Genomic DNA, 12,718 nt, shown 5'->3' with positions numbered 1-12,718 from the left:
TGCCGTTTCTTACGCCAAGATTGTGCCGTCACCGAAAATAAAATGCCGTTGAGCGGAGAAATCGTCGAAAATAACACGCCGTTTCCTCCGCTAATAATTTGCCGTTTGACATTATCTATTGCATCACCAAACTGCTCTTTTCTAAGCTCGCGGATAAAGCCAGCAAGATAATCAGTGATAAAGCCATAATCATCTGTAAAATGTTCCGGTCTAAACTTCGGAATCTTCCAACCTGGATTATAACAATGTATTCTATCGAGAAATGCTGTATCTGTTCCCATCTCAGGAGGAAATGGATCAAATAGGCTTGATGTCTTCAAAAGCACATCTACACTCTGATTAATATTTCCTACGAATACCATAGATGCAGAAGCAGCCTTTTCTTCCTTGCCTCTGACAAATGATCCGGAAGCCATGTAATCCTTCATAATCTGGATTCCGTCTTTATCCTTGAAGTTGATACCTGCAACCTCATCAAATGCCACAACATCCCAAAGCCCAACTAATCCCATAGTCTTACGACCCATGTTATAGAAAAGATTAGCTACTGTGGTCTGGCCTCCTGAAACAAGAATACTGTTTGGAGAAATCTCCTTATACAGATGTGATTTCCTGTGCTTCTTGGCCCAAGCTCACAAAGGTTAAAGTTATTCTCTACAAGTGGAAGCATTCTTGTAAGAAGCAACCACTTCTCTCTGTATGAAAACTCATCTGGCTCCATACCAGTAGAGCAAAGAAGGATATCCAACCATTCATCCTTTGTAAATTCTTTTCTTCCTGCTTTCAGCTGATCCATATCAACGTTTGGCATCTGAATCGGAGTAAGTTTTGTGATAGATACTGGAGATAAATCCTTCTGCTTAGATTTCTTGGATCTAAGCTCCGCTCCATCCATATCGACAATACCAAAATCATCCGAGCCATCAGCACCATACTCAAGCTGAACAATACACCAAATGCCTCCGCAAAGAAGTCTGTCGTACTGCTCAGGATATTCCTCTGAGATTGGAATTCTAGTAAGTCCTAAATTAGAGAATGACGCCTCATACATATCTAGCTTCATATTAAGCTCAACTGTAATCATATCAATTACTGTATGAGCCCCTTTTGACGAAGCAAAGAAAGTACCTTCTGAGCCTCATCAGGGCGCACATAGTTATTAGACAAAATACTCTTAACTGTCTCAACTCCACGATTTATGATTGCTTCATCATCAGAATTACAATACTGACCTAGCAAATATTCCAATACATAGATTGGAACATTTGCGCCCTCTTTAATATGTTTTGTCAGGTCTTTACGGACGATTTTCCCGTCGAAAGTCTGCCTGAGCTTTTTATTTAATTCTTCTCTATTACTGCCTTGAGAAGCTTCAGTATCAACCTTAGTTTCCTCCGGAGCTACATCATCAGCTTTCCTGCTAAATGCATCCATAAAACCCATTTTAATATCTCTCCTTAATCACAAAATCACTTATACTTCTGTGAATACTTTATCTTTTATTATCCTTCTTACTTTTCGGCACTTTTTACTTTTGGTGGTTCAGGTGGCCTATTACTTGTACTACTATTAGTTGGCTGATAACTTCTTTGCTCTGTAGGTTGATAACTAAATTTCTTAAAACTTTCATTGTTTTTATTTTGCTTATTATCACTCATTATTTCCATCTCCTATAAATTCAATTTTCTTTATCTCATCTGGAGAAATCCATACACCTTCTGTATTAGGTGTTTTTATCCATCCATTTTCATCAACTTCATATGTCTCTTCTAAATACAGATCTCTATAATCTTGATCTGACGAAGCATGCGAATTCGCAGAAAATCGCCCTCCAATATATTTTCCATTTCCTAATGTTACAATTACCCAGCATCCAAATTTTCTAGATGAAAATATATTATCCCAAGCTGTTGGAATAGGCTTTTCAATTTGAATTTTAAAAACTTTCAAAACAAGCCATCTAAAAAATCCACAATATCTAATTAAACCTATTGCTAATCCAGTTATAGTGCTTGTTAATACAACAACACCTGTAAGTAGCAAATAAAACCACCATGCCTTTTGGTTACAATCAATACATATTTTGTAAAGCCAACTCCATAATGCTATATCAATTAAGCTATAACCTATACACTTTAGTAAATTGATTGAATCAGATATTTTTCGTCCCGGACACAAAGTATTAATGATTCTTGTTATTATGTACCCCGGCAATACAAACCATGCAGTGTATATAACAACATCTATTGATTTTATTGTCATATCTCTCCTTAACCAAAGAACCCAAAATCATCTGCAGCAAATGCTATATCAATTTGGAATTCAATTCTTTCCGGAAGATCTGTACTATCTTCCTTTTCTATAATCAGATAGTAAAGTTCTTTACTATCATAAGCCTGTGATTTAAGACTAAAGTTACATCTAAATGTACGTGCCTGAATATCTTCCGTAGTCTTATCAGCAATAATCTTCTGCACATCAGAAATCTTCTTGCCAGTAGCATCCACAAAGTATGCATTATAAATACACTTTTCCCTATTTAAGCCAACCGCTTCCTTCTGATAGAAGTTAAGAGAAAAGATCATATTGCTAATCTTATGGTTTGCTGAAAGAAGATTTACTTCTACAGGCTTGGTATCATACTTTTCCTTATTTCTTTGGTATTCTTTAGAGCTATTGCGAAGATGCTTGTACTCAATAAGAGGCACACACATTTCCTGTAAGCTGATACCTCCATGCACAAAATTCATTCCTGAACCTGCACTTGTCTTGATTCGTATGCTGCCTCTTGGAGCATATCCTGCATAATCAGTTCTTCCAGATAAAAGATTTACCGGAAGTAAGAAATCAGGATCTTCTCCCTTTGTCAAAATAGCAAAACGTCTGCCATACTCAATAATCCTGTGAGAAAAATCAGACTTATCAGTCTTGGATTCCTCTGTAAGCGGACTATATGTATATAAGAATCCATGATCAGAAGTAATCATGATATTTACACCACTAAAATCATTAACAATGATTTTTATAAGGTTCTTAATTTCATCAATAGTCTCTTCACATGCGTTAAAAACCTTCTCCTCTGACGTATGGCTTGTCTCATCAATAGTATCGTGATAAATATATACTACCTCTTTGCCATTAACTAAATCAGAACGCTCGCTTCTTTTCATTGCGACAAGATCTGTAGCCTTAAGCACGATACTCTCTGAATTAACCTGCTGTAATAATTTCTCACGATAAGTACTGTCTGTGGACTGACCATCATTTAATACCTTTAGCTGATCATTTTTTAACTCAACATTTATCTCTCTGTGAGGAAGTAACGCAGCCATACCAAACTTCGTAATAGTAGGGAAAATACCCTGCATACTAGACAGGTTGACCTTGCCCTGCATATCTCGGCTTATCTCTTCTGAAAGAGAAACCGCAACTTCATATCTCATTGCATCAGAAATAATGACATAAACTCTATTATCCGCATTCTTAATCTTGCGATCATAGAAATTTTCCTGTCTTTCAATACCTTCAATAAAACCTTGCTTCTCTAAATCAGCTGCAACTTCCTCAGACCAGTTATGTCCAAGTCCATCCAAATACCAGTTGGTATAAAGTCTCTCAACCTTATCGCATACTGCAGTAAAAAGATCCTGAAGATTACCGCCATAAGTTTTCTTACTGTTCTCATAGCTCATATGGAACTCACGATAGTAAGTATCCATCTTATAGTATTCCTTAGTGTAAGCATCCCAAATCTTCTTAGCTCCCACAATATGGAACCCTGCGGCATGCTCTTTATAGAATTAATTCATCTTTGCAAGAGCAACAATACCGGTATAATAATCCTTATACTCATCAAACCACACCATAGCTCGACGTTTCTCTGCAATTGCAAAAATACTTTCAGAGCTTACAATCTCATTTGAAATATCAGTCATAAGCTTTGACAGTATAATTCTATTTATACAAGGTAATATCTCTGTATCTGCTAATGCATCTGCAGTTTGCTTTGATACTCTCTTTTCAAGATGCATTTCATTTTCTACTGATTCTGCAATAGAAACATAAGAATCTGCATCATCACTATGAATCCAATCAGAAATCAAGTCGCTGCAATAAGCCTGTAGCTGACCATTCTCTGACATATAATCTGATAATCCATCAAACACAGCGGTAGGAAGTGTTCTGCTGGCTGCAGTCAATATGATATGAGCTGCAAGCTTACCAAGATTGTGATCAGCATCGTTGTAGCCAGTAATAGATGAAACCATCCCCCAGAAGAGATCGGATGCTTCATACTTCACAAACTCCTGATATAAATAATTATCATCCGTGTTCAAGCCAGCTTTTAAAACTGACTTGATAATGGCTATTGGCTCTGTATGCCCAGCTTCACCGATTGATGCCATCACAGCAAGTTGGAGCTTCATAGGTGAGTCAAGACTGTCAGAGAGTTTAACCACATCTTCACGTCTGGCCTTAGCATTAAGGAACTTGCTGTACTTCTTCACCTGATTTCTTAAAGCTACAGATGACGGTATTCCCATTTCATCCATCCAAATCGCAATAAGATCAGCCCTAAACTCTTCACTGTACAATTCCACGTCAAGAAGCCAATCATCCTCTACCTTCTCATAGGAAATCGGATTATAAATCTAGAAATTCTGTGTTGGTTCATCTATAGCAAGAGTCTTTTTAACCACAAAGTTATTGCTTCCGGTAAGACACAAAACCTTTGCGTTGGTAAGCTCAAGACTGCTGATTTCCTCAGCAAATTCTTTCTCCTCGTCATACCATACAATGATTCTTCTTTTGTAAAACTCTGGTAATGGTTCAAGGAATCTCCTATTTAATTCCTGCCCAATTGCTAATAAATCCGCTTACAACGTCTCCTTAATCTCGTTTGTTCCGTACTTTATCTTATCTGCCCCAACTCTCTGTTGGAATCTTCTAAATTTCGTTGAATTGAGTTCCTGAGTCCTGGTTTTGCTGGTCACAATTCTGTAGTATGGAACATATCCTTTAAGATGAGACCTGCAAAGCTTTTCTCCTGCTTCAACCTGTTCTACAGCGTGAGAAAAATCAGAGCCCTTAAGCTCAATATAGTATGCTTTCATTCCGGTATCATTTATCAGAAGAAAGTCGCAGCATTGCTCATTTTTGATGAGCGCACCATCAAGTCTGTAATGACGAACCTCATACTGTCCTGATGGATTTGTAGCAATATGTCTACGTCCATTTTCTGCTGAGACTATTATCTTCTGATGAATATCCCCGGTATATGTTTCCTTTTGTAGATCCATTAATCTTCCCTCGCGATATCCATCAGTTTTTCATAGGTCTCATTCAACACGCCTGATACTCCATCAATAACATCATGATCGATATCATTGTATTCAGGACTTGCAATATCTTTTACCTTTCCATCTAAAAGAAAATATGCCCCAAGTTTTTCAAAATTAAGCCATAAACATCTTGGTACCACAGCTTCTATTTCAGCGTCATTAGTTCCTTCTGAAATGTGATTTGCATAAAGCAAATTGTTGACACTTCCAAGAACGTAAGGACTATGAGTAGTTATGATTGCCTTATTGCTTTCATTTTTAACCAAAGAAATCAGCTCTACTACAGATTTTTGTGTCTCTGGGAAAAGATGAGACTCAGGCTCTTCAATAACAAATAAAGTATTACGCCTGCCAAGCATGTGATAAAAAAGAATATTGGTAATCCATACTGCTTCCTGTTGTCCTGATGAGGCATAGTTCATCCTTACAGAATGATCGTCTGAAAAATATAACTTCTCAACTCCATTTACATTACGATATTCACCATGAAGTATTGTATTCATCAGCTCTATTGCAGCATCAACATCTGCTTGATTTATCTCATAATCAACTTCATTTGTTACTTTGCGGGCAAGCTTATCTGGACTCATATTGAAGAATTCTTTTATCCTCAGTACTTCTTCAAGATATGTCTGTGTGCAGTAATCAATTGCATATTTCTGCTGATCGTCCATTACCGCGTATATATAGTTAATCTGGGAACTCAGCATGGTAAGAAGGCTTCGGCCAGCCGGAATATATACAACATCCAGATCAGACGCAAACATTTCCTTATAAATAAAATCTCTTATCTTTTCAACATCTTTTCTATCATTTGACTTTAATAATTCAGAAAGGGCAGTCAGCTTAGATTTTAAATAATCATCAAATGCAACTACAACAGATAATTCGTCTGCTGCCGGCTCAATATTGATTACTACAGTTGATGAATTATCATACTCATAAGTTACCGTGCCATAAGCATTTGTATCAATGTTAACACCAAATGACTGTAAAAACGCTCTCTGTACTTCCTTAGTAAAATAATCTTCCAATGTACCAATCTCAAACAGAGGCTTATTAGCCAGTTGTTTCTGATACATTGCAAAAAGAATATTCTTAAGATTGTTGAAAAAGAAAATGCTTTTCGCAATCGTACTCTTTCCTGATGCCTGAGGGCCTGTAAACACCATGAAATCTTTTACGACTATAGTGCAATCTTTAATTGGTCCTAAATTCGTTATTGTAAGCTTTTGCATGATGTCTCCTCCTTACTTTATCTTGGCTAATACATCTTTAAATATTTCATAGTTATGCTTTACACCATCATCCAGATCTATACTTATCATTTGGTCTGCAAGGTGGTGAATCTTCTCTTCGTAAGCGTGAATCTCATCGTCCTGAGCTTTTAAAGTATTAAGCTTCTTTGTCAACTTAACCTTATCAGAGCCTGTTGTGCTCTCTAGTCTCTTTTCAGTCTCTTCGATAGCTGTCCTATAACGTGCCTGCTGTTCATGAACATAATCAGTTCGAATACGCGCAATAGTATCAGGCTGATAACGATGCATATAAATCAAACACTTGAAGCCATTCTTCTTACCAGAATCAAATAGCCAATAAATTGGCCTCTTTTGATATATTTTCACATGATCAGCATAAAAATCATTTATGAAATAGTTACGGATTACTTCTCTCGACGAACCCTTACCACCTAATGCATCAGCTATAAACTGCAGGTTTTCTTCTAGTGTCTGTTTTCCGTAAACAATCTCTACAAATTGAATGAATCTACCAACAATGTCATCATTAAAATATTCATCATCACAAATAGGAATGATTGCATCTTCTTCAGGTTTGAAAGTAACATACTTAGTATCGTCCCATGTCCATCCTGCATATGCAAGTCCTGGTACATCAAGAGAATAACGACCAAACATACACCCTACGGCATATGAAATTAGGGATTTTATTGCTTCTTCTACTGATATTCCTCTCAATGTAACATCCGATGTCTTTATATCGCAATTAACCATTCTCTCTACCCCATATAGAGATGCATATGTATAATTATCATCAAGGCAATGAAGTCTCTTTACACAGACTCCTGCAAGATTCCTGATCATACGCTCTGTTGGAAATTGGAAGAGATTCTCCGAGACCACTCTATCAATAATCTCCTGGTCGCTCAGATTTTCATCTGTCATTAACCTTGCCACCACTCTGGTCTCGTGAAAGAGAAACTGTTCCCTTGTAAGTCCTCCGCTTCCCTTATATGGTGAATCAATTCCATTTATCATGTGTTGCTATCCTCTTCATCTATCAACAAAAACACTTCTTATATTATTTTTGAATACTCCGCACTGAATTACCGAATGAAAGGAATCTTTTCCAATTTATATAAAAAACGTATGCTCCGCCAACCAGACGACCTCTCCCCGTCTGGTCAGATATTTATTATCACTACCTTCGCTTTCGTTGAGCTCCTGGCTACATACTGCTACTAAGGCTTTTATTAATGATAATCTTATCACATCACTCTGTAAGCGTCAAAACTTTGTTCTATATGCAGTAAATGATCTCAGCACTTTCCGTTTACCTTTACCTTTCACATCGCCCATTCAGCGTCAAAGGTAGTGCCTCATTCCCAGTCAGACTATGATTCGTAGACGTATATGATTCCGGTTCTTTCGTCATACTGCTTTATGACTGCCATTATCTGACTCCTCTCTGTCCGGTTCCTTGTTCTATGGTTATAGCCTGCTCACCTGTCAGGATCATTACTATCTCAAAGACCACAAAGCAGGTGAGTGATACTATCTGGGCATAGCTGGCTCCGTTCATTCCGAAGGCTCTTATCATAGGTCTTACTATAAAGGCAAAGAAGACAAAATCCACGGTCATTCCAACGGCAAGGCTTATATTTTTCCTGAGGGCCACCAGAACTCCCTGGAACCAGTAGACAAATGTGTTTATTATAACGACAAGGACCACCGGTATAAAAAGTGAATAGTATGTGAGAATCTTTTTCCCGAAAAACAGCATTAGCACCCATCTGCCAAGCAGGGCGGAGGCAAGCAGCACAAGCGCCAGAAATCCGGCAAGGATTCCTGTCACCTTAAGCAGGCTGCCTCTGAAGCCCTTATGGTCTCCTGTCCTTATGCACCTGGCAAGCGCTGGAAGAAAAGGTGCGAATAAGGCCTGACCAAAGACCTGGACCGCATAGGTCGGATTCGAGATCGAAGCGTAGATTCCCTGCTTTGTGACCCCGGCCATCTGAGAAAGCACTGTCTTTGCGTACATCATCTGCATTCCCATGAAAAAGGTGAATAGCATTAGAGGCAGACAGCTCAGATACAGGGAAATCAGTCGTGAGTCGCGAAGGCGAAGCCTTATTGCTGTGATCCTTGAAGTGATCCTCTGATCCCAGAGGATGGATATGGAAAAGGTTGCGAGGGAGATGAGTGCAAGTGTCAGAGCCAGGTCATCCGTTGCCGCCATTCCCGCTATAAAGATGACTATGACTGCTGCGCCTCTTATGGCAAATGATTTCCCTATCAGATCATACCTGTCATGCAGCTGGTCAATACCATGATAAACATCTGAAAAGGCCTCCGACAGGCGCACCGGCATGAAGGCTATTATGCATATGGCCTGATAGAGTGATCCGCTCAAGGCTGCCGCTACAGCAAGGAAAGCATAGGCCGCTATACAGCTCAGTATCCTGCTCGATACATACTGTCCGTCTGAATAGACATGTGTCAGATCTGTTATCTGATAGTTTCTCATCGCGAACAGGGCGATCGCATTATATGTGCTGCTGGTCGTCATTGCCAGCGACAGATATCCGGCATCTGTAAATGATCCCATCCTGACCACTATTATAGTGATGACCCAGGTGCAGAAGCCGTAAAAAATATTTCCAAACGTGTTCCAGGCTATGTCTTTTTTCATTTGTTTGTCCTGTGGTGAGGGAGGTAGGGGGTAGGAGCGAGGGACTGGTTTCTATACCCTACACCCTTACCCCTATCCTATCCTAGCTGAAAAGGTCCATAGTTAATATTGAAATTCGGATTATAGTAGGGATCACCTTCTGAAAGCTCCTTTTCATACCTTTCCTGAAAGGTTTTTATCTCACCCTCGAATCTCCTTATCTTCTCAGGGTCATCCTCATAGCCTCTGGACTTTGATTCATAATGATGCCAGATTGAAAACGCATTATAGACTACAAGCAGGTTTTTTCTTCTTACCTTCATACAATAGTCAATATCGTTGCATGACACTCTGAATGCCTCGTCAAATCCGCCCAATGACTCAAACAGGCTCCTGCGAGTCATCAGGCAGGCGCCGGTCACTGCACTGTAATCACAATTTAATAGCGCTCTCATCATATAGCCCGGTTGATCCTTATCTATACCTGTATTAATATGTCCTGCGAAGCCTCCAAAGCCTATAACTACTCCGGCGTGCTGAACAGTATCATCCTCATACAGAAGCTTTGCGCCTACCACTCCAACCTCAGGTCTTTCAAAAAAGCCTGCCATATTTGCAATGGAATCTTCCCTGATCAGTTCAGTATCATTATTGAGAAACAGCAGCAGATCTCCTTTTGCTTCCTTTTCTGCAAGATTATTTATCCTCGAAAAATTAAATGTCATTTTACCAAGGTCAACAATTCTTACATTATCATATTGTTTTTGCACATCAGAGTAATAGCTCTTTATCTTCTGAGAAGTGCTATTGTTTTCAGCAACGATTATCTCAAAATTTCTATACGTACTCTTCTCTTCTATAGAATCAATACATTGCTTCAGAAGATCACGCTGTTCATAATTCGGTATTATTATTGACAACAGCGGCTTACTTACAGGTTCATAATCCACCTCATACAGACCATAGTTTGGTTTTTCCTGCATCCTGACCTTTGCCCTGATATGACTTCTTTCAAGATGAGACTCTATTGCCTTCTGTCCGGCAATATATGCATATTTTTTACTCTCCGGATCAAGCGCTGTAGATCCCGGAAGCATTCTCCAATGATATAGTACCTTTGGAATATGCATAATAGGACCTGTCTTTTCTGCGACTCTCAGAATCATATCGTAGTCCTGTGCTCCATCAAACTCGCTTCTGAAGCCACCTGTTTCATCCAATACAGACCTTTTTACAACAAAAAAATGCGTTATATAATTATGACTTCTAAGCAGATCCAGATTGAAATCCGGTTTCATATTAGGATCTATATAAGTCTTTCCCTTTGTGTCATATTTATCCTCATCGGTATAGAAAGCCACAGGCTTTTCAGTATTATTTATTGCTTTTACCACCTCGTATAAAGCGTCTTGTTCAAGCAGATCATCGTGGTCGAAGAGTCCGACAAAATCACCGTTTGCAAGCTCAAGTGCTTTATTCGTATTCCCTGATATACCATAGTTTTTATCAAGGAAAGTCACCTTTACTCTCTGGTCATGTTCCTGTATTTCATCAAGCAGTTTCCTTGCTGGTGCGCTTTCATCTCCAGCGAATGCTATACAAAGTTCCCATTTGTTATAGCTCTGTTGCTCAACAGAATCAATTGTTGCCGTAAGAAGATCCACATTTGTATTATATGCAGGTACTATAATACTTATAACAGGCTCACAGGCAAATCTTACCTGTTTCTGGGCTTCAAGATGATCAGGAGTTATTCGATGAGTTCTGAACCACTGATCATAATCATATCCGCCACTATATGAAAAGACTGTCTTCAGCGTTTTTGAAAGTCCAAAGGTCCTTACATACTTAAAAAACTTCTTAATATTCTTTCTGTTTATATTCTTTATCAGTCTGCCAAAGCCTCTCTTATCTGTACTTGTATAAGGAACCGCTTCAATTGCCCTATCCTTATCTGATGAAAAGGTTATTATATCACTGTTTTTTCTGGAACTCTCGAATGAAATAATAAATCCAGCGTTCTTTTCATCTTTATTGATCAAGCCCAGCCTGTAAAGGTCATTTCTGAAGATCCTTCTGATATTGCATGGAAGCTCTTTTTTCGTGTGCCTATCCATAACTGATATACTGACAGGTACATGATTCAAGGAATACACCCATCCCGTAACCGATGTATTCCCTTTCTTATCATGTGTTTCATTATCAATGGCATAAACAATTGTATCATATGAGATAATATGATCTATAGCCTTCTTATCCATTGACAGTATCACAGTATTGCCAGAGTGTATTTCCAGCTGGCTTATATGTTCGCAATCATTCATCTGGATCCTGAAGCCAGAGTTGATAAGTCCCTCTGTCTGATGGAAATATCTTCTGTCCACGTCAGGACGAGCAACTGTTTTTATCTTAACATCCTGCTGCTTTCCGTTAATATAAAGAGTGATAGCCTCAGGCATACCATTCTCATTAAATGCCCATCCGCTTACTGTTAATACATCATGATCGGGCAGTCTGTTTATTTTTAATGCATCGATTGAATTTCTTGGCTTCAATTTGTTCTTCCTTATCACATCCGGATCTTTAATGTCTCTTTGTCTTTATCAGGGCTCAGTCCTACTGACATTTTTTTCATTTTCATTAAGACATGCCATAAAATCCATGCTTCTGTATCTACCGTTTTCGCAGATCATATCTTTAAACACCCCTTCTTCTTTAAATCCCATTTGCTTATTATAACATTTGCTGTTGGCTCTTTTTCACATACTCATAATCATGTCGTATTCACTCACCATCAAACAGAACCTTCATATAATCACTCGCTCCGTATAGAACTCTTATAACCTCTATATATGTGCTATGCATCCTATAAAAAGCATAATATTTCTTATAGACTACAAAACACATCCCCGTTGGATGCTCATTATAAAGGAGTGGAATACCTGTCTTAGGATACCCAGCCTTTTTACTGATGGCTTGCCTTATTCCATCCACATAATTCTGTGCTGTATCTATATCAGCGGATACATCAAACACCTCTGACCATATCTGATCCAGATCATCCAATGCAGCATGCGTATATTTTACTGGGCTACTGTTCAATTGCGTGCTCCTTTAGATATTTTTCCCTGCGTATCCTGAAATGCTCACTAACTTCATCATCTGTAAGAAGATCCTCATCCTCCCCAGATCTGATACCCTTATTCAGTTCGGATAATAGCTCTACCATTGCATTTGCTTTTTCATACTTGTCATCATCCTCTATACTATGTATGCTGTATATCCCCTCACCATTTCTAGTCAGATAAACTGGTGAGCCAGGCGATACCTTATCTAATACCTGTCCATAGTTACGCAGATCTGATACTGGTTTTATTACTGGCATAAGCTTACCTCCTTATCTGAATACATTGTATCATCCTTCGATATATCATTCAACATATTTTTCGAAAGCTCTTCGGGATGCT

General features: G+C 38.6%; 11 protein-coding genes and 2 pseudogenes. All 13 read right to left on the bottom strand.

The window, feature by feature from the left end; genetic code table 11:
• Positions 1-101: 101 nt before the first annotated feature.
• Positions 102-1,356: pseudogene (gene brxL / locus ACTNCK_RS09290) on the bottom strand (protease Lon-related BREX system protein BrxL); the annotation flags it as partial.
• A 155-nt stretch (positions 1,357-1,511) separates the two neighbouring features.
• The gene (locus ACTNCK_RS09285; RefSeq protein ID WP_441082243.1) at positions 1,512-1,658 is read right to left on the bottom strand and encodes a hypothetical protein; all 147 of its coding nucleotides are present in this window, start codon (positions 1,656-1,658) and stop codon (positions 1,512-1,514) included.
• Positions 1,651-2,262: a DUF6338 family protein gene (locus tag ACTNCK_RS09280; protein ID WP_441082242.1), complete on the bottom strand. Its 612-nt coding sequence runs from the start codon at positions 2,260-2,262 to the stop codon at positions 1,651-1,653. The genes ACTNCK_RS09285 and ACTNCK_RS09280 overlap by 8 nt, the downstream gene beginning before the upstream one ends.
• A gap of 8 nt (positions 2,263-2,270) precedes the next feature.
• Positions 2,271-3,782, bottom strand: a pseudogene (gene pglZ / locus ACTNCK_RS09275) (BREX-1 system phosphatase PglZ type A); the annotation flags it as partial.
• A gap of 18 nt (positions 3,783-3,800) precedes the next feature.
• Positions 3,801-4,595 (bottom strand): hypothetical protein, encoded by a 795-nt coding sequence (locus ACTNCK_RS09270; RefSeq protein WP_441082241.1) that lies wholly within the window; start codon positions 4,593-4,595, stop codon positions 3,801-3,803.
• 282 nt (positions 4,596-4,877) lie between these two features.
• A complete protein-coding gene (locus ACTNCK_RS09265) occupies positions 4,878-5,300 on the bottom strand; it encodes a hypothetical protein (protein WP_441082240.1) in 423 nt (140 codons plus the stop codon).
• Positions 5,300-6,580 carry an AAA family ATPase gene (locus tag ACTNCK_RS09260; protein WP_441082239.1) on the bottom strand — a complete coding sequence of 427 codons (1,281 nt, stop codon included), beginning with the start codon at positions 6,578-6,580 and terminating at the stop codon, positions 5,300-5,302. The genes ACTNCK_RS09265 and ACTNCK_RS09260 overlap by 1 nt, the downstream gene beginning before the upstream one ends.
• A gap of 12 nt (positions 6,581-6,592) precedes the next feature.
• Positions 6,593-7,618, bottom strand: coding sequence for a BrxA family protein (locus tag ACTNCK_RS09255; RefSeq protein ID WP_441082238.1), 1,026 nt, complete (start codon positions 7,616-7,618; stop codon positions 6,593-6,595).
• 415 nt (positions 7,619-8,033) lie between these two features.
• A complete protein-coding gene (locus tag ACTNCK_RS09250; RefSeq protein ID WP_441082237.1) occupies positions 8,034-9,272 on the bottom strand; it encodes a lipopolysaccharide biosynthesis protein in 1,239 nt (412 codons plus the stop codon).
• 77 nt (positions 9,273-9,349) lie between these two features.
• Positions 9,350-11,806: a glycosyltransferase family 2 protein gene (locus ACTNCK_RS09245; RefSeq protein ID WP_441082236.1), complete on the bottom strand. Its 2,457-nt coding sequence runs from the start codon at positions 11,804-11,806 to the stop codon at positions 9,350-9,352.
• Positions 11,807-11,854: 48 nt separating this feature from the next.
• On the bottom strand, positions 11,855-11,977 hold the full coding sequence (locus tag ACTNCK_RS09240) for a hypothetical protein (protein WP_441082235.1): 123 nt from the start codon (positions 11,975-11,977) through the stop codon (positions 11,855-11,857).
• A 58-nt stretch (positions 11,978-12,035) separates the two neighbouring features.
• Entirely contained in the window at positions 12,036-12,353 is a 318-nt protein-coding gene (locus ACTNCK_RS09235; RefSeq protein WP_441082234.1) for a type II toxin-antitoxin system RelE/ParE family toxin, read from the bottom strand.
• Positions 12,343-12,636, bottom strand: coding sequence for a prevent-host-death protein (locus ACTNCK_RS09230; RefSeq protein WP_441082233.1), 294 nt, complete (start codon positions 12,634-12,636; stop codon positions 12,343-12,345). Before ACTNCK_RS09230 ends, ACTNCK_RS09235 begins: the two co-directional genes overlap by 11 nt.
• Between the last annotated feature and the right edge of the window lie 82 nt (positions 12,637-12,718).

Source organism: Candidatus Weimeria sp. HCP3S3_B5, from assembly GCF_052064335.1.
GTDB lineage: Bacteria > Bacillota > Clostridia > Lachnospirales > Lachnospiraceae > Weimeria.
This window is presented reverse-complemented; position numbering and strand designations above follow the sequence as displayed.